This window comes from Streptomyces sp. NPDC059454, from assembly GCF_042749965.1.
Lineage (GTDB): Bacteria > Actinomycetota > Actinomycetes > Streptomycetales > Streptomycetaceae > Streptomyces.
The window spans coordinates 109,889-136,338 of the sequence record NZ_JBHYVC010000014.1; the positions used below are offsets into that span (position 1 = coordinate 109,889).

At 72.8% G+C, this 26,450-nt stretch carries 19 protein-coding genes and 2 pseudogenes; 10 read left to right on the forward strand and 11 right to left on the reverse strand.

Annotated features, from left to right (window positions below):
• Positions 1-4: 4 nt before the first annotated feature.
• Positions 5-5,059 (reverse strand): hypothetical protein, encoded by a 5,055-nt coding sequence (locus tag ACFXAE_RS13180; RefSeq protein ID WP_384712557.1) that lies wholly within the window; start codon positions 5,057-5,059, stop codon positions 5-7.
• Entirely contained in the window at positions 5,056-5,910 is an 855-nt protein-coding gene (locus ACFXAE_RS13185; RefSeq protein WP_384712560.1) for a DUF4132 domain-containing protein, read from the reverse strand. Before ACFXAE_RS13185 ends, ACFXAE_RS13180 begins: the two co-directional genes overlap by 4 nt.
• Positions 5,911-6,220: 310 nt before the next feature.
• On the opposite strand from ACFXAE_RS13185, the gene ACFXAE_RS13190 reads away from it, so the two are divergent.
• The gene (locus tag ACFXAE_RS13190) at positions 6,221-6,433 is read left to right on the forward strand and encodes a hypothetical protein (RefSeq protein ID WP_384712563.1); all 213 of its coding nucleotides are present in this window, start codon (positions 6,221-6,223) and stop codon (positions 6,431-6,433) included.
• Positions 6,434-6,622: 189 nt separating this feature from the next.
• On the opposite strand, the gene ACFXAE_RS13195 is transcribed toward ACFXAE_RS13190, so the two are convergent.
• Both ACFXAE_RS13195 and ACFXAE_RS13200 read right to left on the reverse strand, forming a co-directional pair.
• The gene (locus ACFXAE_RS13195) at positions 6,623-7,096 is read right to left on the reverse strand and encodes a DUF4396 domain-containing protein (protein WP_384712566.1); all 474 of its coding nucleotides are present in this window, start codon (positions 7,094-7,096) and stop codon (positions 6,623-6,625) included.
• A 188-nt stretch (positions 7,097-7,284) separates the two neighbouring features.
• Entirely contained in the window at positions 7,285-8,280 is a 996-nt protein-coding gene (locus tag ACFXAE_RS13200; protein ID WP_384712569.1) for an aldo/keto reductase, read from the reverse strand.
• 127 nt (positions 8,281-8,407) lie between these two features.
• Here ACFXAE_RS13200 and ACFXAE_RS13205 point away from each other — a divergent pair, with 127 nt between their 5' ends.
• Positions 8,408-9,256, forward strand: coding sequence for a helix-turn-helix transcriptional regulator (locus ACFXAE_RS13205; RefSeq protein WP_384712572.1), 849 nt, complete (start codon positions 8,408-8,410; stop codon positions 9,254-9,256).
• An 81-nt stretch (positions 9,257-9,337) separates the two neighbouring features.
• Positions 9,338-10,654 carry a hypothetical protein gene (locus ACFXAE_RS13210; RefSeq protein WP_384712575.1) on the forward strand — a complete coding sequence of 439 codons (1,317 nt, stop codon included), beginning with the start codon at positions 9,338-9,340 and terminating at the stop codon, positions 10,652-10,654.
• A gap of 15 nt (positions 10,655-10,669) precedes the next feature.
• On the opposite strand, the gene ACFXAE_RS13215 is transcribed toward ACFXAE_RS13210, so the two are convergent.
• The gene (locus tag ACFXAE_RS13215) at positions 10,670-10,843 is read right to left on the reverse strand and encodes a hypothetical protein (protein ID WP_384712578.1); all 174 of its coding nucleotides are present in this window, start codon (positions 10,841-10,843) and stop codon (positions 10,670-10,672) included.
• 35 nt (positions 10,844-10,878) lie between these two features.
• Positions 10,879-11,489, reverse strand: a pseudogene (locus ACFXAE_RS13220) (DUF998 domain-containing protein).
• 115 nt (positions 11,490-11,604) lie between these two features.
• On the opposite strand from ACFXAE_RS13220, the gene ACFXAE_RS13225 reads away from it, so the two are divergent.
• On the forward strand, positions 11,605-12,435 hold the full coding sequence (locus tag ACFXAE_RS13225) for an alpha/beta fold hydrolase (protein ID WP_384712581.1): 831 nt from the start codon (positions 11,605-11,607) through the stop codon (positions 12,433-12,435).
• Positions 12,436-12,487: 52 nt separating this feature from the next.
• Here the strand turns inward: ACFXAE_RS13225 and ACFXAE_RS13230 are convergent.
• The 5 genes and pseudogenes from ACFXAE_RS13230 to ACFXAE_RS13250 all read right to left on the reverse strand — a co-directional run.
• Positions 12,488-12,826: pseudogene (locus tag ACFXAE_RS13230) on the reverse strand (MFS transporter); the annotation flags it as partial.
• A gap of 89 nt (positions 12,827-12,915) precedes the next feature.
• Entirely contained in the window at positions 12,916-13,860 is a 945-nt protein-coding gene (locus tag ACFXAE_RS13235) for a carbohydrate ABC transporter permease (RefSeq protein WP_384712584.1), read from the reverse strand.
• A gap of 1 nt (position 13,861) precedes the next feature.
• A complete protein-coding gene (locus ACFXAE_RS13240; RefSeq protein ID WP_384712587.1) occupies positions 13,862-14,794 on the reverse strand; it encodes a carbohydrate ABC transporter permease in 933 nt (310 codons plus the stop codon).
• 22 nt (positions 14,795-14,816) lie between these two features.
• Complete coding sequence (locus ACFXAE_RS13245; RefSeq protein ID WP_384712590.1) at positions 14,817-16,187, reverse strand: extracellular solute-binding protein; 1,371 nt, start codon at positions 16,185-16,187, stop codon at positions 14,817-14,819.
• A 111-nt stretch (positions 16,188-16,298) separates the two neighbouring features.
• On the reverse strand, positions 16,299-18,125 hold the full coding sequence (locus tag ACFXAE_RS13250; protein ID WP_384712593.1) for a glycoside hydrolase family 2 protein: 1,827 nt from the start codon (positions 18,123-18,125) through the stop codon (positions 16,299-16,301).
• A gap of 177 nt (positions 18,126-18,302) precedes the next feature.
• Here ACFXAE_RS13250 and ACFXAE_RS13255 point away from each other — a divergent pair, with 177 nt between their 5' ends.
• The 6 genes from ACFXAE_RS13255 (at position 18,303) to ACFXAE_RS13280 (ending at position 26,409) form a co-directional block, all read left to right on the forward strand.
• The gene (locus tag ACFXAE_RS13255) at positions 18,303-19,316 is read left to right on the forward strand and encodes a LacI family DNA-binding transcriptional regulator (RefSeq protein WP_384712596.1); all 1,014 of its coding nucleotides are present in this window, start codon (positions 18,303-18,305) and stop codon (positions 19,314-19,316) included.
• 300 nt (positions 19,317-19,616) lie between these two features.
• Complete coding sequence (locus ACFXAE_RS13260) at positions 19,617-20,648, forward strand: LacI family DNA-binding transcriptional regulator (RefSeq protein ID WP_384712599.1); 1,032 nt, start codon at positions 19,617-19,619, stop codon at positions 20,646-20,648.
• A 1,050-nt stretch (positions 20,649-21,698) separates the two neighbouring features.
• Entirely contained in the window at positions 21,699-22,793 is a 1,095-nt protein-coding gene (locus ACFXAE_RS13265; protein ID WP_384712602.1) for an ABC transporter substrate-binding protein, read from the forward strand.
• A 67-nt stretch (positions 22,794-22,860) separates the two neighbouring features.
• Positions 22,861-24,420 (forward strand): sugar ABC transporter ATP-binding protein, encoded by a 1,560-nt coding sequence (locus ACFXAE_RS13270; protein WP_384712625.1) that lies wholly within the window; start codon positions 22,861-22,863, stop codon positions 24,418-24,420.
• Positions 24,413-25,375, forward strand: a complete 963-nt coding sequence (locus ACFXAE_RS13275) for an ABC transporter permease (RefSeq protein ID WP_384712605.1) — start codon at positions 24,413-24,415, stop codon at positions 25,373-25,375. Before ACFXAE_RS13270 ends, ACFXAE_RS13275 begins: the two co-directional genes overlap by 8 nt.
• Positions 25,372-26,409: an ABC transporter permease gene (locus ACFXAE_RS13280; RefSeq protein WP_384712608.1), complete on the forward strand. Its 1,038-nt coding sequence runs from the start codon at positions 25,372-25,374 to the stop codon at positions 26,407-26,409. Before ACFXAE_RS13275 ends, ACFXAE_RS13280 begins: the two co-directional genes overlap by 4 nt.
• The last annotated feature ends 41 nt before the right edge of the window (positions 26,410-26,450 follow it).

A 26,450-nucleotide genomic window follows, 5' to 3' on the forward strand; every position in this document is an offset into this window, starting at 1 on the left:
GTGGTCATCGGCGGCGGCCCTTGCGGGTGGCGCGGGTGGTGAGTTCCTCGTAGGCGGGTGCGTCGCCGGCGCGGACGCGGTCCCAGGCGCGGGTGAACAGCTCGGGCACCGGCAGCAGCGGTACCGTGCCGGCGCGGTCGTGGACCGGGTAGAGACCCTGCTTCCAGACCTCCACCGGCTGGGCGGGGGACTTCAGGTCGAGCCAGCCGCACGGCAGGAAGAGGGTGCGTCCGGCGCGGGCCCGCTTCGCCTCGACGACCAGGCCGGTGGCGGCCAGTTCGGTGCGGGCCTGCTTCGTGCGGGCGGGCTTCCAGCCCGTCCAGCGGGCGCGGTTGCGGTCCGTCGGGTCGGGCAGGGCCAGCAGTTGCAGGTAGAGCGCCGCCGCGTCCTCGCCCAGGCCGTGGGCCCCGGCGACCTCGGCGACCAGGCCGGGCACGCTGAGGGTCGGGTCCTGGGCGTAGCCGGTGGGTCCTTCCGGATCCGTTCCGGCCGCGAGGGCGCGGGCGAGTCCGTCGCCCAGGATCGTCCGCAACGCGTGCATGCCGTCGCGCCGCCCGGGTCCGACGAGCCCTTCGATCAGTCCGAACAGGGGGTCGTCCACCGTGCTGAGCGCGCTCGTGCGGACCAGGACGGCTTCCTGGTCCCCGTACCAGGGGCGCAGCACCAGCGCCTCGCCGACGGGTGTCAGTCCGTGCGCGTCGGCGCCGCCGGTGGCGGGCAGTCCGTACGCCTTGCGCAGTTCGGCGGCGGTCGACGTGCCCTTCTCGGTCCGCTCCAGGTCGAGGTCGAGCAGCAGCCCGGGGTCCGCGACGCGGCGGCGCAGCGCGGTGAGCCCGTCGGGCAGGGCGGCGCGCAGGGGGTGTCCGTACGGCAGGGAGTAGGCGAGCCCGGCCAGGGCGGCCACGGCGCGGGTCAGGTGGTACCGGCCGGGCAGGGCCCGGGGGTCCTCCGGTACGAGGGTGCCGTCCTTGTCGGGCCGCTGCACGGTGGTGCGGCTGATCCAGGGGGTGCGGTGCGGGTTGAGCACCTCCTTGGCCGAGCCGGTGGGCAGCCCTGCCAGGGAGAGTTCTCCGGCGAGGTCCTCGGGCAGGCGGACGACCCCGTCGAGGCGCTCGGCCCACACCCGGCCCGCCGCGTCCGTGTCCGGTCCGGCGGTCCACAGGTCACCGGGGTTCCCGGGGAGGAGCGCGCCGATGAGCGCCAGGCGGTCGCCGGGCTCCAGCGAGCCCAGCAGCGCGTCCCCGAGCTGCTTCTGGCGCGGCTTCAGACCGGTGGTGGCGATCACCTCGTCGGTGAGCTGCGACGGCCGCCCGGCGAGCAGCAGTGCCGCCTGCACCGGGCCCAGCCCGTCCCGTGTGGCGGCGGCCAGGGCGGCGGGTGCTTCCGGCTGCCAGGGCGCGGCGCCCTTGTCCCGGACGAGCCCGGTCACCGCGGCCAGTGCGTCGGCCGGGAACACCGGCGGGTGCGCGGTCTCCCGCTCCAGCGTGAAGTGTGCGACGGCGCCGAAGCCGCCGGCCGGATCGTGGTCCAGGGCGAGCCAGTTGACCCGTCCGGTGCGGTGGTCGGCGTTCTGGCAGCCGAGGACGACGACGGTACGGCCTTCCCGGCGCAGCACCTGGCCGACGCGCTCCTGCTTGTCGTGCGGCTCGCTCAGCGTCACCTCGCGCAGTGCGCCCCCGGGTGAGGCCAGGGGTCCCTCCGTGATCGCCTCGAACAGCAGGAGCAGTGCCCGGCGGTGCGTCTCCGTCAGCGCGGGTGAGGCGGCGCGGTAGGCGAGCGGGCGCAGCACGTCGAGCACGGAGGGCCACACCGCACCGATACCGGGGACGGTGAACTCGTCGCTGCGCCACCCGTCGGCGGCCCCGGCGAGCCGGGACGACGCGGGCAGGGGTTTGCCGTCGGCGGGCTTGCCGGACAGGACGTGGTTCACGGCGCGGATCTGACGCAGCGTGCTCCAGCTCCGTCCGCCGCCCCACCAGCCGTGCAGTTCGGCGAGACCGGAGGTCGCCTCCCGCAACGTCTGTTCGTCGCCGTCCTCGGGACGGTAGTCGGCGAACATGCCCTCGACACGCCTGCGTTCGGTCCTGGGCCGCTCGACCGGGGGCGTCACGAAGGTGGCGACGGACGCTGCCAGGCGCAGCACCGCGTGCACGAGGGCGGCGACACCGGTGAGCAGATGCGGCTCGGTGAGGGCGGGCAGGGTGCGGGAGACGGCCTCCCGCACCACCTCGTCGGCGGTCGGGACGGCGGGCTTGTCGGTGGTGGCCCCCGTGGGGTTCCGCGGCCCGGCGGCCCGCGGAGAGCCGGCCGGTGACTCCGCCGCGACCCTCGCCTGCCGCTCGGCCAGTGCCTGTGCCCCGGCGCGCAGCAGTTCTTCGGCCTGTTCGTCGCTCAGCGCCCGCAGGATCCCCGACGCGCTCTCGTCGCGCGGTCGCAGCGCGTGCCAGAAGTCGACCGGCGGCACGAGTCGTGTACCGGCGGCGAACTCGCCGCCGCGCCGCAGCGGCGCCAGCCGGCCCAGTTCCCGCACACCGGTGGTGTCGTCGGTCGTGTACAGGGCGATCTGACGGTGGTGGGCGACGACGGCGGGCTCGACGCCGCCGGGCAGCCGCAGGGCGCCGACCGGAACGCCCGGTATCCGGCCGTGTGCCGTCGGCAGGGTGACGGTCCGGCCGTCCGGCGTGCCGACGGTGGTGCGGGCCTCGTCGCCGTCGCCCTCGGTGCGCACCCAGCGGCCGAGGACCGTGCCGTCCGTGCCGAACGGGCTGTGCTCCAGGCCGGGTTGCAGGGGCAGCACCGCGCAGTGCTGCTGGAGCAGGGTGGCGTCGTCGCGGATGCCGGACCGCAGGAAAGCGGGCAGCGAGGCACGTCCGTGCGTGCCGGTGGCCGGGTCGTACTCGAGCCACACCTGCTGCAGCCCCTGCCGTCCCTGGCGCCAGTACGAGGTGCCGTCCCCGAGGACGCGGCGCGCGGGCGGCAGGACCGTGTCGCCCGCGTGCAGGGCGCGTCCGCCGGTGACGCGCCCGCCGTCCGGCAGCGGGATCGAGGTCTCGCCGACGTCGCCGCTGCCGTACCAGTGCGGGAGTTTCTCGCCGCCCAGCGGGAACACCTCGGTCGGGCGGGCCGACCAGTAGCCGTACTGTTTGTTGTCCTGCCGCCACATCACCAGCAGTTCGCCGTCCGTGTAGCGGAACGACGGCCGCTGCCAGCGGTCCAGTTCGACCGGCAGCCGCAGATCGTGTTCCAGCAGGACGTCCTGCGGTCCCACGACGATCGCCTTGTGCCGGCGGGAGAGGATCAGGGCCGGCCAGGCCTCGTGGACGGCGAGGGTGTCCTCGCTGTCGCGCCGGGTCTCGGCGTCGAGCCGGCGCAGCGCCTCGTCGAGGGCGGGCCAGCCCAGCTCGTCCGGGATGCCGGCGCGCAGGGTGTTGCCGAGCAGCGGTGCGATGTCGAGTGCGGCGGCCCGGGCGACGGCCCCCGGGCTGATCCGTGCGGCGATCCCGCGGAACGGGCTCAGCCGCTCGAACGCCGCGCGGGCCGCCGCCAGACCGGCCGCGCCGTCCAGCTCGCCGACGGCGTCGTCGAGCCACTCGCGGAGCACGTCGGCGAGCACCAGGTGGCCGGCGATTCCCTCCAGCGTCCCTCGGCCGGTGTGCCCGCGGTGGTAGTTGCCGACGGCGTCGTAGAGCATGCGGCGGCCGTGCCGGTCCGCCGCGACGGCCGTCAGGTCGCGCCGCCCGGACCGGGTGTCCCCCAGCCACCGGCCGAGGTCGAGGTGGACGTCCGTGTCGGTCCCGGGCGGGGCCAGCGGCACGTCCCGCGCCACGCACAGGTCCAGCAGGTCGAGGTCGGCGCCGGCGTGCCAGCGGCCGGTGAAGAGGTCGACGGGGCGGCCACGGTCACGCAGGCGCGGGGCCATGCGCTCCACGAGCGCGAGGGTGGCGGGTGAGCGGCCGCTGACCGTGCCGCCGTGCTTGCGGTGCAGCGCCCAGCGGCTGAGCCAGTCCGCCGCGTCGACCGCGTCCGCCGCCCCGTCCTCGCCCGTGAGCAGCCGGTCGGCGCCGGTCTCGGCGAGCAGCGCCAGCCAGAACTCGTCGTCCTCGGTGGAGCGGCCGAGACCGGCCGGCATGATCTCCAGCAGCCGGCCCCGTACGGCGGGCCGCTGCCCGGCGAGGAGGACGAGCGTGGCCCGGTAGGTGTTCCAGAAGGACGCGGGGGCCCGGACCGCCGCGGGCGACGCGAGCAGGTCCGCGACCAGGGCGCACTCCTCGGTGACCCGGTCCAGTCCTGCGGCCTTGATCAGCGCGCGGGCGTCCTGGGGCAGCGAGGCGTACGGCGGCATGCCGGCCGCGCAGCGTTCCACGGTCAGCTGCCGGAACTGGGCCCAGGCCTCGGCCGGGGTGAGCCGCGCCGCGAGGGCCTTCACATGCTCCTTGAGCGCCTTGACCGTCAGCGCCCCGGCGAAGGCGAACTCCAGGAACACGGCCCGCTGCCGCTCCTCGTCCACGGTCAGCGCGTGCACCCGCTCCGCCTCGCGGGCCTTGCCGAAGAACGCCGCCGCGTAGGTGGTGTTCTCGTGCTGGAGGAAGACGCGGGCGGCCTGTTCGTGGAAGGTGGGCAGGAAGTGCGGCACGGCCCGGCCGAGCCGCTCGCCGAGCGCCTCGAAGCCCTCCTTCGCGGTGCCGGGGCGGGACTTGGCCTGCCGGGCGAGCCGCTCGACGTCCTTGACCAGCGCCAGCGCGTGGTGCCCGTTCGCCGGGTCGTTGACCAGCGCCCACGCGGGGAAGCCGAGGGTCTCCCGGCGCACCTGCCCGACCTCGCGGGTCTCCGGCTCGCGGACCAGTCCGAGGAAGTCCAGGGCGAGGTCCTCCGCCTCGCCCAGCGTGCCCGGTACCAGCCGCACGACCTTCCGCTCGTCCAGCGCGGTGTGCGTGTACGTGCGGACGGTGAGGACGTCGGCGTCCTCCCGGTCCGTGGTGCCCGGGGGCAGTACGGCGCCGGCGTCGAGCAACGCGGCGGAGGTGGTCTCGTCGTACGTGAATCCGTCGTACGTCGTCATGCCGCACGCTCCTCGTCCTCGATGTCGCGCCCGGCGTACAGCGCGGCCGCCATGCGCATGCCCTCCGACCAGGCCACCGGCCCGACCCGGCCCAGTTTCAGCACCCGGCCGGCCGGGTCGGTGAAGACCAGGGGGCCGGTCTCCGTCTCCTCGTAGCCGTCGTAGTCGCCGACCCACACCCGGGCCTCGACGGCGCGGCCGTCCTCCACGACGGAGCACACGGCGTGGCCGCCGCGCACGCGGTAGCCCAGCTGGGTCGCGCGGCCGTGCAGGAACCTCAGCTCCCTGAAGGCGCCGCCCGCGTAGTCCTCGACGGAGGCAGCCTCGGCGTCGAGTGCCGCGGGCCGCTGCCACACCTCGCGGAACAGCTGCTGGGCGCGCTGTTCGACGCCGAGTTCGACGGCGAACTCCCGCAGCTCCTCCAGGTCGTCGAGGAGCACGGGGTGCGGCAAGCGGACCAGGGCGGGGGTGAGCCGGACGGTGTCGCCGTCGAGGTCGACCAGGCCGAGTCCGCGCTCGGGGTCGGCATCCCGCAGGAATCCGGCCACCGCGCCGTCCGTGCCCGTGACCACCACGTCGCGCAGTGCGGCCTGCCAGGCGGGGTCCGGCCACACCCGCGCCAGGACCGCGAACGGCACCGGCAGCGAGCGCACCATCCACCGCTCCACATCGGCCAGGCACTGCCGTTCGTGCCGCTCCAGCCACTCGGTGAGCTGACGCAGCCCCACCACCGCCGGATCGTCGGCGATCTTGGGCGGTACGGACTTCAGCCGCCGTCCGGCCGCGTTGCGGCACACCACCTTGCCGTCGTCGAGGGCGACTTCGTAGCCGCCTGCCGACACCCACCCCATGCGTGCCTCCCGCACCCGCAATGATCAAGTGACGGGAACTGTAGAGCAGGGCTCTGACAACGGGTCCCGGGGTCCTCGTCCCGGGGCGGGCACCGCCGTGGCGCGGGGCAGCGGCTCCACCCCCTGCCCACCGGTGACCCGGGAGCCGGGCAACCGGAGGCTGTCGTCATCCGGACCGCTTCCCGTGCGGGCCGCCGTCGGCGGAGCGGGGCCATCAGGGTGGTCGCAGGCCGTGTCGGGCGGCCGTCCCAGGGCCGGCTGGCCATCCTGGGTCGGTAGCGCGGCCCTCCCGAGCGACAAGGAGCACGGCATGCCCACGGACCCGGTCGGACGATTCCTCACGGCCCTGGACCCTCACCACCGGGAAGCCGTCAGCGGCAGACCGCGCGAGGAACAGGAGCGGCTGGCGGCGGCCTGGGAGCGGGAGCTGGAGGCCGACACCGAGCTCGACTCCCTCGACGAGTTGTCCCCGCCGGCGGCGGAGGCCGAGGCGGCCCGCCGCGTCCTGGACCGCGAGCGATAGATCCTGCCGTCGGATTCCCGCCGTCCGCCCGGAGGGCGGGCCCTGCGGCGTCGGGTACGTGCCTCCGGCGTGCCCGGCCCTGGTCCTCGTATCGGTCGTACCCGGGTCGGGGCCCGGTGCGGCGAGAAGGCGTGCACGGCGTCGCGGGGCGGGCGGGAATCCGACGACAGGGTCCGGGGCATCCCGCGGTCAGTGGTGGGCGTGGGCGACGGCGTGGCCCTTGCCGCGGCCGATCATCCACTTGTTCACCGGTGTGGTGACCACGAACGCCACGGCGAAGCCGCCGATCAGCGCCGACCAGAACAGCCCGTCCGACAGCTGCGCGTCCATCGCGCCCGGTGTCAGGGCGATGATCGCGTTGTCGACCAGCTCCATCACCGCGATGGAGACCGTGTCGGCGGCCAGCGCCACCTTGACCGCGGCCCTCAAGGACAAGCCCGCGCGCACCACCGCGAAGAGCGTGAAGGAGTAGCCGAAGACGAAGGCGAGGGCGATCGCGAGGATCATGGTCGGTACGTCGCCCCACAGCAGGGCCGTGCCGACGACCATGCCGAGGATCTCGCCGACGGCGCACCCGGTCAGGCAGTGGAGCGTCGCTTTCGCCGCCATCGCCCACGACGCGTGGCCGTGCCCGGTGGCGGTGTGACGTGTGCTGTGGTCCATGGCCTCCATCCCCGTTCGGCGTCCCGGTGGGCCGGCGCCGGCCCACCGGAAGCAACCTATACCCCTATGGGGTATATTCCCAAGAATACCGCGCCGCGCGGACGGCCTCGTGCCCCGGCGGGCCGGAAGCCTCGCTCCGGACGGCGGGAGCGCCGGCCGTCCGCCCGGGGCCCGCCGGAGAGCCGGGCTCAGTTGCCCACGCCGAGGCCGGCCATGAACACGGCCGGGTAGCGGTCGCCGCGTGCCGCGCCCCGCGGTACCGCCTTCTCGATCTCCGCGAGGTCGTCCGCGGTGAGGCCGAGGGCCACCGCGGGCAGCGCCTCGGTCAGCCGCTCGCGGGTGCGGGGGCCGACCAGCGGCACGATGTCCTCGCCCTGTGCGGCGACCCAGGCGATGGCCAGCTGGGCGACGGTGCACCCCTTCGCCTCGGCGACCCGGCGCAGGGCCTCCACGAGGGCGAGGTTGTGTTCCACGTTACCGCCGGAGAACCGGGGACTGAGCGCCCGGTGGTCACCCGTGCCGGCGCCACGGCCGGCGGACCAGTGGCCGGAGATGAGGCCGCGGCCGAGGACACCGTACGCGGTCAGTCCGACGCCGAGCTCCCGCAGCGTGGGCAGGACGTCCGCCTCGACCGCGCGTGAGATCAGTGAGTACTCGATCTGCAGGTCGGCGACGGGGTGCACGGCGTGCGCCCGGCGGATCGTCGCCGCGTCGACTTCCGAGAGGCCGAGATGCCGTACGTACCCGGCGTCGATCAGCTCCTTGATCGCGCCCACCGTCTCCTCGATCGGTACCGCCGGGTCCAGCCGCGCGGGACGGTAGATGTCGATGTGGTCGGTGCCCAGCCGGGTCAGCGAGTAGGCGAGGAAACTCTTCACCGCCTCGGGACGGCCGTCGTACCCGCCCATGGTCGGAGTCGGGCCGCTCAGCATGCCGAACTTGACGCTCAGCCGGTAGCTGTCCCGGTCGCGTCCGCGCAGGGCCTCGGCGAGCAGCAGCTCGTTGTGGCCCATGCCGTAGAAGTCGCCCGTGTCGATCAGCGTGACGCCGGCCTCCAGCGCGGCGTGCACGGTGGCGATGCTCTCCGTGCGGTCGGCCGCGCCGTAGGCACCCGACATGCTCATCGCGCCCAGGCCCAGCGCGGAGACGGCCGGACCCTTGCTTCCCAGAATGCGTGTCTGCATCGTGTTCTCCCTCGTGGTCGGTCCGTCACCCACCTTGCGCCGGTGCCGTGGCCACCGGGAGCGGAGCGTTCATCATGGGAGAGCCGCTCCCTGGATCGGCGGGTGCGCCGCGAGGGACCATGAGGTCATGCAACGTGAGGAACTCGCCGACTTCCTGCGCCGCCGCCGTGAGGCGATCCGCCCGGCCGGCGTCGGCATCACCGACGGCCCCCGACGCCGTACCGCCGGTCTGCGCCGGGAGGAGGTCGCGATGCTGGCGGGCATGTCGGTGGACTACGTCGTACGCCTCGAACAGGGCCGCAGCAGCCAGCCGTCGACGCAGCTGCTCGTCGCGCTGGCCCGTGCGCTGCGCCTGTCCGACGACGAGCGCGACCACCTGTTCCATCTGGCCGGTCACCGGCCCCCGCCCGCCGACGGAGTGGCCAGGCTCGCCCGGGCGGGCCTGGTACGCATGCTCGACCTGCTCGGCGACACGCCGGCCCTGGTCCTGTCCGACCTGGGGGAAGTGCTGGCGCAGAACCGGGCGTCCGTTCTGCTGATGCGCGATCTCACCGGTTTCTCCGGCGACCGCCGCTACATCGTCTATCGCTGGTTCACCGAACCGGCCGCGCGCGCCGTCGGCCCGGCCGAGGAGGAGGAGTACTACGCCCGTCAGCTCGTGGCCGATCTGCGCGCGGTCGCCGGGCGCCGGGCCGGCGACTCCACGGTCACCGGACTCGTCGAACGGTTGCGGGACGCGAGCGCGCACTTCTGCCGGCTCTGGGCGGAGCACGAGGTGGCGGTCCGGCGGGCCGACCGCAAAACGTTTCTGCATCCACGGGTGGGCCGCGTGCTGATGGACTGCGAGACCCTGGTCACCCCCGATCAGGGACAGCAACTGCTGGTGCTCACACCGGCGGACGCCGAGGCCCGCGAGCGGCTGGAGCTGCTGCGCGTGCTCGGCAGCGAGGAGTTCCCCACGGGCACGCCCCGCTGAAGCGGCCGGCACACCGGCCCGGCCCGGGACACGGAACAATACGGTTGAGGCCCGCCGTGAGCGCCGGAGAGGATGCTGCGCATGTTCTCGCGCAGAAACCGCCGGCCCACCTCCCCGGACCTGTCCGAGGCCTGGGAGTGTCTCGACACGGACGACGTTCCCGGCGCGCTCCGCCGGCTGCGGCAGGCCGGCTCCGCTCCCCTCGATCAGGTCGCCCTCGTCGTCGGGCGGGCCGCCCGGGCGGCCGGGTTCGACGACCTCCGTGAGGCGGCCGCGGCGCTGGCCGCGCGCCCCGGCCGGGCCCGCACGCTGTACGACTACGGGTACGCGTGCGTGGAACGCGGCGTGTCCTACCTGGCGGTCCCCGCCCTGCGCGAGGCGTTGCGGCTGGCCCCGGACTCCCCCGCGGTGCTGCGGGAACTGGTGTCGGCGTACGAGGACGAGGGCCGGCACCGCGACGCCGCCGACGCGCTGCTGGCGCACGCGGACGGCCTCGCCGACTGGCCCGACCGCCATCTGCTGGTCCTCAACGCCGTCCTGGCCGGTGACCTGGGACTGGCCCGACGTCAGCACGCACTGCTGCCCGCCCCCGACGACGCCATGTGGCTGGAGGCGCACGGCCGGCAGAACCGCGTCCTGGAGCGCGCCACGAGCGCCGGCGGGGCCGGCCCGCTGGACCACGCGGACCTGCGGGGCTGGCAGTACGTGATGGGCGGCACCGTACTCGGCACGCTGTCCCCGTACGGGTACGACGCCGGGATGACCGGCCGGTACGCCTGGGTCCAGGACACCCACGGCCAGTGTCTGCTCGGTCTGCTGCGGCTGCGGTCGGTGCTCGCCGCCGCCGACGTACGACCGCGCTCGGTGTCGCTGCTGCCGGACCGCGGGAGCAGGATCCTGGGCCTGGCCGCCGCCGACGTGCTGGACCTGCCGGCCGAGCCCTACGAGGCCGGCCGGCGGGACACCGTCGTCGTCGCCCACGACCTCGGCGCGACCGCCGACGGGCAGGAGGGCCCGCGCGTACTGGAGCAGCTCCGGCACCGGACGCCGGGACAGGTGCTGCACGAGCACGCCTCCCGCTGGACCGACCCGCCGGCCGTCACGGCCGACAGCGTCACGCTGCTCCACCAGTCGGCCGTGGCCCCGTGGGCAGCCGGCCTCCGGCAGAGCGCCGACGGGGGCGTGGAGCCCGGGGAGCCGGACGAGCGGCCGGAGGCGGAGATCGCCGCGGAGATCGTGGGCGCCGACCCGACGCCGGACGAGGGCGACGGGCAGACGCCCGCGGATCCGGTCGAACGGCTCACGGACTTCGTCTCGGCCGTCCGCGGCACATGGCTGCGAGGAGACCGGGACCGCCTCCGGTCCTCCGGCCCGGTGGGCAGTTCGCGCTTCCGCTGACCGGGCCCGGTCCGGTCAGCGGGCCTGGTCGGTCGGCCGGATCAGAATCTCGTCGACGGCGGCGTGGCCGGGCTGGATGACCGCGTACAGGACCGCGTTCGTGATGTCCTCGGGCCGCGGGCCCGGCGCCGCTGCCTCGAACTCGCCTTCGACGGTCTGTTCGCCGTCGACGCCCGCACGCTGCCGCACCGGCCGCCCACCGGCCCGCACCTCACCGACCCCCGTCAGTCCGGCTGACCCGCGGGCGGCTCGTCACCGCCCCCGACATGGCGGAGGCAGGAGGTGACGACCACGAAGGGCCACAGGGACTGAAGGGCCGTCACCACGCGTTCGGCAACGCCGACCGCGCCCTGGCGGTGCATCTCGAGGAGGAACCACGTGGCGCCGGCGACCATCAAGGCGGTCGCCGCGGCCGAGGCCGCCGGCCGCAGCGCCCATGGACCGGCACCGCCGTCGGTGGCCAGCAGCGGCCACAGGGCCAGAAACGCGAATCCGACCGCGGCCACCGAACCATGGCGCAGGGCCCCCCGCTGCTCGGCGTCGGCAGCAGCGCCACCACCAGCGCCGTCACTCCGCCACCGGCCAGCGCCACGCGTCCGGCCGTCGCCGCCGCCCGCAGCCCCCAGGCGGTGAGCAGGTGGCAGACGCCCAGCGCCAGCAGCGCGGCGGTCATCACCCAGGACCCCGCGGCTCCGTAGGCCGCCAGGACGCTGATCATCTGGGTGGCGGGGTCGTAGGCGGGGCCCTCCAGTGACGCCGCGACCATCCAGCCCGCGATCAGCAGGACAGGCGCACACCCCGACGAGAACAGGGCCCATCTGGCAACAAGCAACATCGAACCACCATAGAACGCCCCTAACCGCCTCTCAGCGGGCATACAGGAGATGAGGCGCGCCGGGCCGGCGCGTAAGGTGAGTGCCGTCGATCCGGATCACGCGGAGGGATCACCCATGGGTACGGTCACCACCCCCGACGGCACGACCATCTTCTACAAGGACTGGGGTCCGCGCGACGGGCAGCCGATCGTCTTCCACCACGGCTGGCCGCTCAGCGCCGACGACTGGGACAACCAGATGCTGTTCTTCCTGTCCCGGGGCCATCGCGTGATCGCTCACGACCGGCGTGGTCACGGGCGCTCCAGTCAGACCTCGACCGGCCACGAGATGGACACCTACGCCGCGGACGTGGCGGCGCTGACCGGCGCCCTCGATCTCCGGGGGGCCGTACACGTCGGGCACTCGACCGGCGGCGGAGAGGTCGTGCGGTACGTCGCGCGGGCCGAACCCGGCCGGGTCGCGAAGGCGGTGCTGGTCGGCGCGGTGCCCCCGGTCATGGTCAAGTCCGAGAGCAATCCCGGCGGTCTGCCGATCGACGTCTTCGACGGGTTCCGCGCGGCCCTGGCCGCCAACCGCGCGCAGTTCTTCATCGACGTGCCGTCGGGTCCGTTCTACGGGTTCAACCGGCCCGGCGCGGAGGTCTCCCAGGGGCTGATCGACAACTGGTGGCGGCAGGGCATGATGGGGGCGGCCAACGCCCACTACGAGTGCATCAAGGCGTTCTCGGAGACCGACTTCACCGAGGACCTCAAACAGATCGACGTCCCGGTCCTCGTCGCGCACGGCACCGACGACCAGGTCGTTCCCTACGAGGACTCCGCACCGTTGACGGTCGAGCTGCTGAAGCACGGCACCCTGAAGTCCTACGAGGGGTACCCCCACGGCATGCTGTCGACCCATCCGGATGTCCTCAACCGCGACATCCTGGAGTTCATCAAGTCCTAGCAGGACCCGGTCACGCGGATGGCGCCGGAGGCGCACTCGCCCCGGCCGGTGTTCACGTCCCCGCCGGCACCGGCCTGCGCAGGAGGTAGCCGGCCGCGGCCACGACGAGGGCTCCCGAACAGGCGATGAACACCAGCCCCGCGTCCTCCGGGCCCATCGGGCCGGTCAGCAGCCCGACACCGATGACCGGCACCGAAACGCCGAGGTACGCCACCACGAACAGCGTCGAGATCACCGCCGCGCGCCGGTCCGGCGGGGACGCCTCGCTCACGGCGGACAGCGCACCGCGGAACGCGAGCCCCTGGCCGAACCCTCCGGTGAGCGCGCTCGGCGCCACCAGCGTCAGCAGGTCCCCGTGCGACGCGCCCGCGAACACCGCGCCGCCGAGCAGACACACCCGCCATCCGCGGCGATCGCCGGCCGTGCCCCGACGCTGACGCCTCACCCGGCCGCGGTCCCCTTGCGGCACGTCACCGGGAGTCACTGGCCGCCCAGACCGGTCGTCGCCACCGACTTCACGATGTGCCGCTGGAAGAAGACGAACACCAGGACCAGGGGCAGTGCGGCCAGCACCGAGGACGCCATCGTCTGGGCGTAGTTGACGCCGTAGGCGTCCTTCACGGCGGTGATGCCGACCGGCAGGGTCATCAGCGCCGGGTCGGACGTGGACACGAAGGGCCACAGGAAGTTGTTCCACGCGCCGATGAACACGAAGATCGACACCGCGGCGAGCATGGGGCGGGACAGCGGCAGCATCACCGACCAGAAGACGCGTGCGTGGCCGGCGCCGTCGATGCGGGCGGCTTCCTCCAGCTCGCGCGGGATGGTGTCGAAGTGCTTCTTCAGGATGAACACCATCACCGGCGCCACCGTCTGCGGCAGGATCACCGCCGCGTAGGTGTCGACGAGGTCCAGGGTGAGCATCTGCCGGAACCAGGGAACGATCAGTATCTGCGGCGGGACGAGGACCGAGGCGACGGTGAGGGCGAACAGCCACCGGCGACCGCGGAAGACCGTGCGGGAGAAGGCGTAGCCGGCCATCGCGGACACGGCCACGGTGATGGCGGTGACGACCGCGGCGATGAAGAGGCTGTTCAGCATCCACAGCGGCAGGTCGCCGCGCTCGATCACGGTGCGGAAGGCGTCCAGGGTGAAGCCGCCCTGCGGCCAGATCCAGTGGACCGGATCGCTTGCGTCCTGCTCGGACTTGAAGGCGGTGAGCAGCGCCCAGGCCATCGGCAGCAGCCAGGTCAGCGCCATCACCGCGAGGGCCGCCAGTGCCAGGGTGCGGGACAGCCGGCCGGCGCCGAGGGTGAGGTTCGGTCCGCGCTGCGGTACCGGGCGGTCGCGGCGGGCCCGGCGCGCGGCGGGGAGCGGGGAGACCGTGCGGCGCGCGGGCCGTGTGGGGACGTCGATGGAGGTCATGTCACTTCTCCCTGCGGCGAAGGGCGACGAACTGCACGGCGGAGGCGAGGACGACGAGGGCGAAGAAGACGTAAGCGATGGCGGAGGCGTAGCCGAGGCGGTAGCCGGTGAAGCCCACGTCGTAGAGGTATTCGACGACGGGACGCGTGGAGCCGTTGGGCCCGCCCTTGGTGAGCAGGTACACCTGGTCGAAGACCTTCAGTGAGGCGAGTATCTGCAGCACCGTGACCACGCCGATGATCCGCCGCAGCTGCGGGAGCGTCACGTGCCACAGCCGCCGCCAGGCGCCCGCTCCGTCCAGGGCGGCCGCCTCGTACAGGTGGTCGGGCACGGCTTGCAGCGCGGCCAGGAACAGCAGGAAGTTGAAGCCGACGGTCCACCACAGGGTGGCGATCACGATGGCGTACAGGGCGACGGACTCGTCGCTCAGCCAGGCGTAGCCGTCCAGCCCGACCGCCTGCAGCAGATGGTTGTAGAGGCCGAGGTCCGGCTGGTAGAGCCAGAGCCACAGCAGGCCGATCACACCGACCGGCAGCAGGTAGGGGGCGAAGAACGCGAGCCGCCACACCCACTGTCCGGGCAGTCCGGTGTACACCAGCAGGGCCATGGCGAGGGCGACGACCACCAGGGGCACGGTGGAGACGACGGTGAACCACGCGGTGTGCCCCATCGCGCGCCACATCTCGGCGTCGCCGAGGGCCTCCGTGTAGTTGTCCAGCCCGATGAAGGACGGGTCGTGGGCGGAGAGCGAGGTGTCGGTGAGGCTCATCCAGACGCCCTGGGCCAACGGCCAGAGCATGAAGAGGACGAACAGGACGAGGAACGGCAGGGCGAAGAGCAGCCCCGGCGAAAGAACGCGGCGCGGTGTCGCGCCGGGTCCGGTGGCGGTCCGGTCGGCCGGTGGCCGGCCGGGGGAAGCGAGTGGAGTGGACATCTGCTGCCTCCTTCGCGGCGGCTCAGGCCGGACTGGGCTGGGACAGGGCGGTGTTGATCCGCTCGACCATGGCGCGGGCCGCCCGGTCGGGCGCCAGGCCGTCGAGCATCGACTGCTGGAGCACCTGCGACATGGAGTTCTGGAAGTCGGAACCGGCTCCGGCGAACCAGACGGGCGGGTCGAGCACGACGTGGTCGGCCGCCTGTGCGTACCGGGCCTGCGGCTCCAGTCGTGCGTAGTCCCGGGTGCGGGTCACCGGCTGGTAGGCCGGGATGTGGCCGGCCTTCGCCCACACCTGGCCGGCCTTCAGGATCGCGGCCACCGCCCGGTGGGTGCGCCTGCGGTGCGCCTCGTCGGGCTCGGGGCGGCGCGGCAGTACGAAGGAGTGGGAGTCGGCGTAGACGGCCGGGGTGCCGAACACCGTGGGGAAGGGCGCCGCCCCGACCTCCGGGTCGGCGGTCCGGAAGGTGCCGAGCTCCCATTCACCGGAGAGGATCATCGCGGTCTGCCCGTTGGTGAAGTCGGCGAGGGCCGCCGGGTAGTCGAGGCGGCGCGGGTTGGCGCGTCCGTCGACCAGTTTCTGCATGAAGGCGATGACCTCGGTCATCGCGTCGACGTTCGCCGTGACCGTGCCGCCCACGGGCAGGTCGAAGTCGTTCCCGGTCTGCCGGTAGAGCCCGTAGAACAGCCGCCAGCCCTGCGCCGTGTCGTTGACGTAGCCGAAGGAGATTCCCTGCTTCCCGGAGGCCTTGGCGAGTTCCCGGCCGGCTTCGAGGAACCGCTCGGGTGTGGAGAAGGCGTCCTGGTCCAGGGCTCCGTCACCGGTCAGCAGTCCGGCCTCGCGGACGGGGTCCGGGTGGAAGAAGACGATGAACGGGTGGGTGTCCAGCGGCACGGCGAACGTCCGGCCCCGGTACTGGGTGCGGTCCCACACCGCTTCCGCGAAGTCCTGCTCACGGACGCCGAATTCGGCCAGCAGGCCGGTGTCCCAGGAGTCGAGCAGTCCGAGCGGCGCGTACCCCGCCAGGCGCGACATGTGGGAGATCGCGACGTCCGGCCCGCGCCCGCCGGCCGAGGCCATGGCGAGCTTGGTGTAGTAGGGCGTGCCCCACTCCAGCACGGTCCGCTCCACACGGGTGCCGGACATGTCCGGCCGTGCGATGTCGATCAGTTCGTCGAGCAGTGCGCCGTCGGCGCCGCTGAACAGGTCCCACATGCGCACGGTGCGCGGGTCCGACGAGGCTGCCGCAGAGCCGCAGCCGGCGAGGGTTCCGCCGCCGAGGAGTACGGCGGCGGAGGCCAGCGAGGCGCGGAGCAGGCCGCGTCGGGACGGCGCGGCGCGGTTGCCTTCCGGCCCGGCGAAGGCGGCCCGTGGGCCAGGCAGGTCGACCATGGCACTACCTTTCTCTACATCGATGTACATCGCCGCCGGACGCTGCGGACGACATGATCCGAGGAGGGGGTCCGGTTCCGGTCGTCCACCGGGCGGCCGGGCGCGGTGCTGTCAGCCGGCGGACTCGCAGGCGGCCGTGCGCTGCTGGACGCGGCGCAGTACGGCGGTGTCGAACTTCTCGCCGCGGTCGAAGCCGTAGACGCCGTTGCGCTCCTGGAAGACGTCGGTGAGCTGCGTGTAGCAGTAGCCGAACATGTCCGGGTCGTCGAGCAGGACATCCACCAGTCCGGCGAATCGGGCCAGGAACTCCTCGGTGGTGCGCGGTCGTTCGCCGTAACCCCAGGATGTTCCCCGTTCGTCGCCGGCCGCGGTCGCGGCCACCGCCGCGTCCCACCAGATCCCGCCGAACTCGCTGCAGAAGTAGGGCTGTCCGCGGTAGGGCACGGACCAGTCGCGGCCGTCGGGGGCGGTGTTGACATGCGGGCGGTCCTCGGCGAGTCCGGCCATGGCCTTGGCGAAGGCCCTCGGGTCCTGCTCGTAGCAGTGCGAGTCGTAGACGTCGGTCTCGGGCACGCGGTGGGCGTAGCCGGAGGCGTCGATCACCGGGCGGCTGGGGTCGGCCTGCTTGGTGGCCAGGAACATCGCCCGCGTCACGTCGTCGAGCCCGGTGATCCGGTCGTGCAGGTTCTGGTACGTCTCGTTCAGCGGGCACCAGCCGATGATCGACGGGTGGGAGTGGTCACGCTCCAGGGCCTCCAGCCACTGGGCGACGTAACTGGCGTCGGGGCGCTGGTTGTCGTCGCGGACGCCCGTCTCGCAGCCCCAGTCGCCGAACTCGCCCCAGACCAGGTAGCCGAGCCGGTCGGCGTGGTAGAGGTAGCGCTCCTCGAACACCTTCTGGTGCAGCCGGGCCCCGTTGAAGCCGGCCTTCAGGCCCAGCTCGATGTCACGCACGAGGTCGGCGTCGGTGGGTGCGGTCATCAGGCCGTCCGGGTAGTACCCCTGGTCGAGCACCAGCCGCTGGAACACCGGCTCGCCGTTGATCAGCACCCGCTTGCCGTGGAGGGCGACCGACCGCAGCCCCGCGTACGACGTCGCCCCGTCGACGACCCCGCCCGCCGCGTCGAGGAGCTGGAGGCGCAGGCCGTACAGGTGCGGGGCCGCCGGCGACCAGGTGCGCAGCCGGTCCTCGGGCACGGTCAGCACCAGCCGGGGGCACAGGTCGAGGTCGGCGCGGGCGGAGGCGGACACCACCTCGCCGCGCTCGTCCGTGAGGACCGCGCGCACCCGGTGGCCCGGCAGGTTGCCGGTGACCGGGAGGTCGACGTGGAAGGAGCCCGAGCCCAGGTCGGGGGTGATGCGCGGGCGCTTGAGGCGGGCCGTGGCCGGCACCGGTTCGAGCCACACCGTCTGCCAGATCCCGGTGGTCCGGGTGTAGTGGCAGTGGGTGTTGGCGTACCAGGTGGCCTGCTTCCCGCGGGCCTGCGGGCCGTGCCGGGTGTCACGGGCGCGGACCACGATCACGGCCTCCTCGCCGGGCCCGGCCGCCCCGCGCAGTTCCGCGGTGAACGGGGTGAACCCGCCGCGGTGACGGGCCACCTCGGTGCCGTTGACCCAGACGGTGGCGTCGTGGTCCACCGCTCCGAAGTGCAGCAGTACGTCGCAGCCGGACCACTCGGCCGGGATCGTCACCGTGCGCCGGTACCAGACGGCTTCCATGAAGTCCGTGTCGCCGATTCCCGACAGTTCGGACTCGGGGCAGAAGGGCACGAGGATCTCGCCCGCGAGGTCGCGGTCGCGCAGTCCGCGCTCCAGTCCGCTGTCCCCGCGGTCCGTCTCGAACTGCCAGCGGCCGTTGAGGTTCAGCCATGCCTCGCGGACGAACTGGGGCCGGGGGTACTCCGGACGCGGGACGTCCGGGGGCAGGGGCGTGCTCATGCTGCTCCTCATCAGTACAGGTGCGCTGCGTACGGGGTCATGCGACCATACGATTACATCGATGTAAATGGCGGCGGCGGAAAGTTTTCGACAGGACGATTCGCACCGCCCGCGACCGGGCCCGCCGGAGCTGCGGTTACGATCCCGAGAGGCAGCGGGAGGGGCGAGAAGGGAAGCATGGGCAGGCCCAGGATCAAGGACGTCGCGGAGTACGCCGGCGTCTCGGCGAAGACGGTGTCGAACGTCCTCAACGACTACGAGCACGTCTCCGAGCGGACCCGGGCCGCGGTGCGGGAGGCCATCGACGCCCTCGGCTACCGGGTCAACATCGCCGGACGGCAACTGCGCCGGGGCCGTACGGGCATGATCGCGCTGGCCGTGCCGGACCTGGACGTCGCCTATTTCGCCGAGCTGGCCCGGCACGTCATGGCGGAGACCGAACGCCGGGGCAGCACCACGCTGCTGGTCGAGACCGGCGGACGGCACGAGAAGGAACTGGCCGCGGTGCGCGGGTTCGACGCCCAGTTCACCGACGGCGTCATCCTCTCGCCGCTCGCCCTGCTCCCCCGCGACCTGGCCGATCGCGACACCCGGCTGCCACTGGTGCTGCTGGGTGAGTGCAATCTGCCCGGCAGCGCCGACCATGTGGCGATCGACAACGTGACGGCGGCGCGCGAGGCGACCGAGCACCTGCTGGCGCGGGGCCGCCGGCGCATCGCGGTGATCGGCGGCGATCTGCACGGGTCGCGGAACACCAGCCGGCTGCGCACGGTCGGCCACCAGGAGGCCCTGGCCGCGGCCGGGGTGGCGCTGCCGGACGAACTGGTCCTTCCGGTACCCGCGTTCCGCTGGGCCGACGGGGCCGCCGCCGCCCGCGCGCTGATGCGGTTGCCGAAACGGCCGGACGCGATGCTCTGTCTCAACGACCACTTGGCGCTCGGGGCGGTGCGGGCGCTCCACGAGGACGGCTGGTCGGTGCCCGAGGACCTCGACGTGGTCGGGTTCGACGACATCGAGGCCACCCGGTTCAGCATCCCCACCATCACCACGGTCGCCCCGGACAAGCGTGGCATCGCGCGGCGGGCGGTGGAGCTGCTGCTGGACCGTATCGACGCGGGCGGGCCGGGCGGACCGGCGGTCGACGAGACGGCGGGGCACCGGCTGATCGTGCGGGAGAGCTCGGGAGGCTGAGGGGGCCGGGCCGCTCCGGCCGACGGCCCGGCCGTGGACGCGGGACCACGTCGATGGACGGCGCGGGCCCTCCGGGACGACACTTCCGGTGAAGGCGCCGTCGCCGGCGTCCGGAGACCATCCGGCCCGGCCAGGACTGCGGGGCCGTTCTCGACACGTCCCTGTTCACGCCTTGTCAGTGTCGCGGGACGGCATGTATAACGTTGTAAAAATTGAGTCCAGCGGCTCGGCGCACGGCTCATGGTGACGGCGCGCATCCGCACCGACCGACCGAGTCGGGCCGCTCACGAAGGGATTGCCGTGCGGGTCAGCCTCAAGGACGTCGCCGCGCACGCGGGGGTCTCCATCAAGACCGTCTCCAACGTGGTGAACAACTACCAGCACGTCACCCCGGCCATGCGCGAGCGTGTCCAGCGGTCCATCGACACACTCGGCTACCGGCCCAACCTCGCCGCCAGGCATCTGCGGAAGGGGCGTACGGGCATCATCGCGCTCGCCCTGCCCGAACTCGGGAACCCCTACTTCGCCGAACTGGCCGCCTCCGTCATCGACGCCGCGTCCGAGCACGACTACATCGTGCTGCTCGACCACACCGGGGGCATGCGCGAGCAGGAACTGCTGGTGAGCCAGGGCTTCCGGGCCCGGGTCATCGACGGACTCATCCTCAGCCCCATCGAGCTGGAGACCGAGGACCTGCGCGACCGCGCCCAGGACGTGCCGCTGGTGCTGCTCGGCGAGCGGGACTACGACCTGCCGTACGACCACATCGCCATCGACAACGTGGCCGCGGCCCGCGCCGCCGTCCGGCACCTGATCGGTCGGGGGCGCCGGGAGGTGGCGTTCATCGGGGCCCGGCGAGGACGCAGCGAGCCGGCGCAGCTGCGCGTGCGCGGCTGGCGCGAGGAACTCTCCGCCGCGGGCCTGCCGGCCGACGAGGGGCTCGTCGCCGCCACCGACGGCTGGGGACACGCCGACGGGGCGCTGGCCATGAACCACATCCTCGACAGCGGACGGCGGCCCGACGCGGTGTTCGCCTACAACGACCCGATGGCGATCGGGGCGATGCGGGTACTGCACGAACGGGGGCTGCGGGTACCGGAGGACATCGCCGTCGTCGGCTTCGACGACGTGATCGAGGGACGCTTCGGGGCGGTGACGCTCACGTCCGTGTCGCCGGACAAGGCCGCCATCGGCCGACTGGCGGTGGAGTCGGTACTCGCCCGCCTCAACGACCGGGCGCCGCAGCCGCGCCGGATCTGGGCGGACTATCGACTCGCCGAGCGGGAGAGCACGTTGGGACGGGCTGCGACGGGGAAGGCGACGGACGTCTGACGTACCGGGCGTGCCGTCCCCGGGCACGTCACGGGCGCTCCCCGCGACTTCGGAACGAGCCTGCGCCGGGGGTGCCGCGACGTGCGCCTGCGCGTCGGCAGTGCTCGCGACACGCCCGCGGCAGTACCGCCCCGGGGCGACCGACACGCCGGAGCCCCTGAGCGAGGGCGTCCTCCGGCACGCCGACAGCCGGGCGGAAACACCACGACGGCGCTCGCGGAGGCGGGGCCGGCCCGCGCTTGAACGCGCCTACGGTGCAGCACGCCGAATCGGCCGGGGCCGGGTCGAGTGAGCGCGTGGGCGCGCTGCACGCCTGCGGAACCGGCGCGCGGCCTTCCGTCCCCACGAGCGGCCGACACGCCGGGAGCCGGCGGGCCGGGTGCCTGCCGGGTGCGCCTGGGCGGGCCGGGAGGGGTTTCGCACAGCCCCGCGCCTACGGGGCGTCTCCCCCGCTCCCGGCCGCGTTCGAGCGGGGGAGGCGCCCCTGAGCGGGAGGCACCCCCATCGTCCACCCGTGCCGCTGGGGGTATCTCCCAGGCACTTGAGGCACCGGGGGAGGCACGCCTGCCCGCGGTTGGCGGCGGGCGGGCACCGCCGGGGCCCACCCGCCGCCCGAGCGAGTGTTCAAGCCGGCGACCGGTATCGCGGGGTCCACGGACCGGGTCCGCCACTGGACCGCCGGAGCCGGAGCCCGGCCTGCCCGGTACACGCACCGTGCGCCGACGGAGCTTCGTGGGCGCGGGGCAGGAGCCCGGTCCCCCTGTGCACATGCCGTGCGCCGACGGCGATGCGTGGTGTGCGGGCGATGCGCGGCGTACGGGCAAGCGCTTGCCGGACCGGGCGGTGGCCCGGGCGGCGCGGGAGCGGGCCGCCACCTCCCCGCTCCGTTCGCTTCGCACCTTGTGCGCAAGGGGTTTACAGCATCCTTCCAACGATGTAAAACCTCCTTGCGGCGCACCGGACGCCGCTTTGCACAGGGGGAGCAGCACCATGTCTGCGCGTCCTTCGGCTCCCCAGTTCCCTTTCAGCGTCACCCGGATCGGGGTCACCATGCAGCGCACCACTCACCGTTCTCTCCTTCTCGCCCGTCCCGTGGTCGTGGCCTTGGCCGCAGCCGTGGCCCTGACCGCCACCTCCTGCGCCAAGTCGGAGGACGACGCCTCGGACAGCAAGAAGTCCCCGGCCGCCGCCGACGCCGGCCAGAAGGTCGTCACACCGAAGCCGGGCAGCAAGACCTGCACCATCGACGCCTACGGCGGCGAGAAGATCGACCTGAAGGGCGCCACGGTCGGCTTCTCCCAGTCGGAGAAGGAGGCCAACCCGTTCCGCATCGCGGAGACGCAGTCCATCAAGGACGAGGCTGCCAGGAGAGGCGTCAAGCTGCTCACCGCCAACGCCCAGTCACAGTTCTCCAAGCAGATCAGCGACGTCCAGGACCTCCTCGCCAAGGGCGCCGACCTGCTGGTGATCGCCCCGCTCAACTCCGACGGCTGGGACCCGGTCCTGCAGGCCGCCGCCGCGAAGAAGGTCCCGATCGTCACCATCGACCGCAAGATCAACGCCACGGCCTGCAAGGACTACGTCTCCTTCATCGCCTCGGACTTCGTCGAGCAGGGCCGCCGTGCCGCCGACCAGATGATCGAGGCCACCGGCGGCAAGGGCGAGGTCGCCATCCTGCTGGGCTCGGCCGGGAACAACGTCACCACCGAGCGCACCCAGGGCTTCAAGGAGCGCGTCGCCGAGAAGGCCCCCGATCTGAAGGTCGTCTTCGAGCAGACCGGTGACTTCACCCGCGAGAAGGGCCAGCAGGTCACCGAGCAGCTCATCCAGTCCAAGCCCGGCATCAAGGGCATCTACGCGGAGAACGACGAGATGGGCCTGGGCGCGGTGGCCGCGCTCAAGGGCGCCGGCAAGAAGGCCGGCGACATCGAGATCGTCACGGTCGACGGCACGCGCAACGCCGTCCAGGGCGTCGTCGACGGCTGGATCAGCGGCGTCATCGAGTCCAACCCGAGGTTCGGCCCGCTGGCGTTCCAGACGCTGGACACCTTCACCCAGGGCAAGGAAGTCCCCCAGGACATCGTGATCCAGGACAGCGCCTACGACGCCGACAACGCCGAGCAGGACCTCGGCAAGGCCTACTGATCCGCTCCGGAGCCCGGATTCCGGGCCCTTGTCCGTCCGTATCACCACTTTCTTCCTGGAGGCACAGGTGGCTCCCCCCGCCGAAGTCCTCGCCGTCCGCGGACTGAGCAAGACCTTCCCCGGCGTCCGGGCCCTGGACGACGTGGACCTGACCCTGCACCCCGGTGAGGTCCACGCCCTGATCGGCGAGAACGGCGCCGGCAAGTCGACCCTCATCAAACTCCTCACCGGGGTGTACCGGCCCGACGCCGGTGACATCGTTTTCCAGGGCGGCAAGGTCTCCTTCGCCACGCCGCTGGAGGCCCAGAAGGCCGGGATCTCGACCATCTACCAGGAGGTCAACCTCATCCCGCTGCTGAGCGTGGCCCGCAACCTCTTCCTGGGCCGCGAACCGCGCAGCCGTTTCGGTCTGCTGGACTTCGCCCGCATGAACCGGGAGGCCGAGGAGGCGCTGAGCGCCTACGGCGTCCGGGTGGACGTCCGCCGGCCGTTGCGCACCCTCGGTGTCGGCGCGCAGCAGATGGTCGCCCTGGCCCGGGCCGTGGCGAGCGAGGCACGGATCGTCATCATGGACGAGCCGACCTCGTCCCTGGAGCCGCGGGAGGTCGAGACGCTGTTCTCGGTCATCCGCCGGCTGCGCGACGAGGGCATCGCCGTCGTCTACGTCAGCCACCGCCTCGACGAGCTGTACGCCGTGTGCGACACGGTGACCGTGCTGCGCGACGGCCGCCGCGTCCACCACGGGCGTCTCGCCGACCTCGACCGGCTCTCCCTGGTGTCCACCATGCTCGGGCGGGAACTGGGCGAGGTCCGCGCGGAAGGCCTCACCAAGTTCACCGGCGATCATCACGCCACCGATGCCGAACCCGTGCTGGAGGCACGTGACCTGACGGTCCCGCACCAACTGCACGGCGTCTCCGTGAGCATCCGTCCCGGCGAGGTCGTCGGACTGGGCGGGCTGCTCGGCTCCGGGCGTACCGAGACGGCGAAGGCCATCTCCGGTGCGCTGGCCACGAGTTCGGGCAGCGTGACGGTGGCCGGGGTCGCGTTGCGCGGCGGCTCCACTCCCGCCGCGATCCGGGCGGGCATCAGTCTGCTGCCGGAGGACCGCAAGAGCGAGGGCATCGTCCCGGGTCTGTCGGTCCGCGAGAACATCTCGCTGGCCGTCCTGCCGCGGCTGTCCCGCTTCGGCCTGGTCTCCGAGGCGCGCGTCGACAGCATCGTGGACACCTTCATCGAGCGGCTGCACATCAAGGCGTCCTCGCCGCAGCAGAAGGTCGGCGAACTGTCCGGCGGCAACCAGCAGAAGGTGCTGCTCGCCCGCTGGCTGGCGATGAACCCGAAGGTGCTCCTCCTGGACGAGCCCACCCGGGGCATCGACGTCGGCGCCAAGGCCGAGGTGCAGAAACTGGTGGACGAACTGGCCGCGGACGGCCTGGGCGTCCTGCTCATCTCCTCCGACCTGGAGGAACTGATCGAAGGGTCCGACCGCGTGGTCGTACTGAAGGACGGTGCGGTCGTCGGCGAGCTGACCGGCGACGAGGTCACCGAGGACAAGCTGATGCGGACCATCGCCGGGCACGCCCCGGACCGGGACGCGGTCGAGGAGGCGGCCACCGATGGCTGAAGCCACCGTCCGGTCCGTCCCGCTGGACAGGGCCCGCATCCTGCAGTGGCTGCAGACCTACGGCGTCTACGCCGGTGTGGCGCTGCTGCTGGTCGTCAACATCGTCATCACCCCGCACTTCCTGTCCGCGGAGAACTTCCGCACCCAGGCCGTGCAGGTCGCCCCCGTCATCATCGTGGCGCTGGGCATGGCCCTGGTCATCGGCACCGAGGGCGTCGACCTCTCGGTCGGTGCCGTGATGGCCCTGGCGGCGTCCGTGACGGCCCTCTATCTCGGCTACGGGCTGCTGCCGGCGCTGCTGGTGGTGGCGGTGTTCGCCGCGGGCGTCGGACTGGCCAACGGGGCGCTGGTCGCGTTCGTCGGGGTGCAGCCGATCGTGGCGACGCTGGCCCTCATGGTCGGCGGCCGGGGCCTCGCCCTGGTACTGCTCCCCCAGCTGGAGGACCTGCGCAACCCCTCGCTGGCCTCCCTGGGCTCCGGTGACGTGCTGGGCGTCCCGTATCTGATCCTGATCGCCGCCGTCCTGGCCCTGCTGGTGGCCTTCGTCGTCCGCCGCACCACCTTCGGACGGCAGCTCCTCGCCATCGGCGACAGCCGCCCCGCCGCCCAGCTCGCCGGACTGCCGGTGCGCCGGGTGCTGATCGTGGTGTACGTCGTCTGCGCGCTGCTCGCCGCCGTGGCGGGCGTGCTCGCCACGGCGCGGCTGGGGGCCAGTGACCCGACCTCGCTGGGCAATCTGATGGAGCTGTCCGCCATCACCGCCGTCGTGGTCGGCGGGACACCGCTGACCGGCGGCCGGGTGAACATCGCCGGCACCGTGGCGGGAGCCGTCCTCATCCAGCTGCTCACCGCCACCCTCATCAAGCACGATCTGCCGCCCTCGTGGACCCAGATCGCGCAGGCCATAGTGATCGTGTGCGCGGTGTACGCGGCACGGGGACGGGGGAAGCGATGACCGTCACGAAGACGGACGCGCGGGTGACCGCGGCGGGCGGCGAGGAACCGGCTGCGGCCGGGAAGCCCGCGGGCCCCGCCCGCTCCGAGCGGCTGACCGCGCTCGTCCAGCAACACGGCGCGCTGGCGGTGCTGGTGGTCGTCTCCCTGGTGGCGTCGTTCAGCTTCGACTCCTTCGCCACCGGGGACAACGTCGGCAACATGGCGACGAGTTCGGCGTTCCTCGCGATCGTCGCCCTCGGCATGACCTTCGTGATCATCACCGGGGGCATCGACCTGTCGGTCGGCTCGCTGTTCGCGCTCGGCGGGGTCCTGGCGGCCTGGGGTTCGCGGCACGGCACCCTGGTGGCCCTGCTGCTGCCGCTGGTGGTGTGCGGGGCGATCGGTGTCGTCAACGGCCTGCTCGTGGCCCGCTCGCGGCTGGCGCCGTTCATCGTCACCCTGGCGGCCATGCTCGGTGCGCGCGGTCTGATGCTGGCGCTCACCGACGAGGGCGCCGACACGTACCTGATCGGCAAGGGCTCGTTCCTGGCCGAGCTCGGGCAGGGCACCACCTTCGGTCTCGGCAATCCCGTATGGATCACGCTGGCGCTGTTCGTCGCCGGAGCCGTCGTCCTGCGCCGCACACGCTTCGGACAGCATGTGTACGCGGTCGGCGGCAACGAGGACGCGGCGGCGCTGATGGGTGTCCCGGTGGCCCGCACCAAGATCCTCGTCTACACCCTGTGCGGGGTGCTGGCGGGACTGGCCGGCGCGCTCAACGCCGCCTGGCTCGCCTCCGGGGTGACCATTCTCGGCAACGGCATGGAGCTGGACGCCATCTCCGCCGTCGTCATCGGCGGCACCCTGCTCACCGGCGGACTCGGCTATGTCAGCGGCTCACTGGTCGGTGTGCTGCTGCTCAAGGTCATCCAGAACGTCATCAACCAGATCGGCTCCCTCGACTCCTCCTACCAACTCGTCGTCAGCGGCGCCTTCCTGGCCCTCGTCGTCGTCGCCCAGACCTGGTTGGGCCGCAGACGGCAGCTGATGTGAGGCTCCGGGGGCGGGGGGCGGCCGCCGTAGGCTCCCGCCGC

Bases quoted from the DNA above. Each gene is read 5' to 3' on its own strand.
- ACFXAE_RS13245 (WP_384712590.1), bottom strand. From the start codon at position 16,187: ATGGTCGACCTGCCTGGCCCACGGGCCGCCTTCGCCGGGCCGGAAGGC.
- ACFXAE_RS13205 (WP_384712572.1), top strand. From the start codon at position 8,408: ATGCAACGTGAGGAACTCGCCGACTTCCTGCGCCGCCGCCGTGAGGCG.
- ACFXAE_RS13250 (WP_384712593.1), bottom strand. From the start codon at position 18,125: ATGAGCACGCCCCTGCCCCCGGACGTCCCGCGTCCGGAGTACCCCCGG.
- ACFXAE_RS13240 (WP_384712587.1), bottom strand. From the start codon at position 14,794: ATGTCCACTCCACTCGCTTCCCCCGGCCGGCCACCGGCCGACCGGACC.
- ACFXAE_RS13225 (WP_384712581.1), top strand. From the start codon at position 11,605: ATGGGTACGGTCACCACCCCCGACGGCACGACCATCTTCTACAAGGAC.
- ACFXAE_RS13190 (WP_384712563.1), top strand. From the start codon at position 6,221: ATGCCCACGGACCCGGTCGGACGATTCCTCACGGCCCTGGACCCTCAC.
- ACFXAE_RS13180 (WP_384712557.1), bottom strand. From the start codon at position 5,059: ATGACGACGTACGACGGATTCACGTACGACGAGACCACCTCCGCCGCG.
- ACFXAE_RS13265 (WP_384712602.1), top strand. From the start codon at position 21,699: ATGCAGCGCACCACTCACCGTTCTCTCCTTCTCGCCCGTCCCGTGGTC.
- ACFXAE_RS13185 (WP_384712560.1), bottom strand. From the start codon at position 5,910: ATGGGGTGGGTGTCGGCAGGCGGCTACGAAGTCGCCCTCGACGACGGC.
- ACFXAE_RS13275 (WP_384712605.1), top strand. From the start codon at position 24,413: ATGGCTGAAGCCACCGTCCGGTCCGTCCCGCTGGACAGGGCCCGCATC.
- ACFXAE_RS13255 (WP_384712596.1), top strand. From the start codon at position 18,303: ATGGGCAGGCCCAGGATCAAGGACGTCGCGGAGTACGCCGGCGTCTCG.
- ACFXAE_RS13200 (WP_384712569.1), bottom strand. From the start codon at position 8,280: ATGCAGACACGCATTCTGGGAAGCAAGGGTCCGGCCGTCTCCGCGCTG.
- ACFXAE_RS13235 (WP_384712584.1), bottom strand. From the start codon at position 13,860: ATGACCTCCATCGACGTCCCCACACGGCCCGCGCGCCGCACGGTCTCC.
- ACFXAE_RS13210 (WP_384712575.1), top strand. From the start codon at position 9,338: ATGTTCTCGCGCAGAAACCGCCGGCCCACCTCCCCGGACCTGTCCGAG.
- ACFXAE_RS13280 (WP_384712608.1), top strand. From the start codon at position 25,372: ATGACCGTCACGAAGACGGACGCGCGGGTGACCGCGGCGGGCGGCGAG.
- ACFXAE_RS13195 (WP_384712566.1), bottom strand. From the start codon at position 7,096: ATGGACCACAGCACACGTCACACCGCCACCGGGCACGGCCACGCGTCG.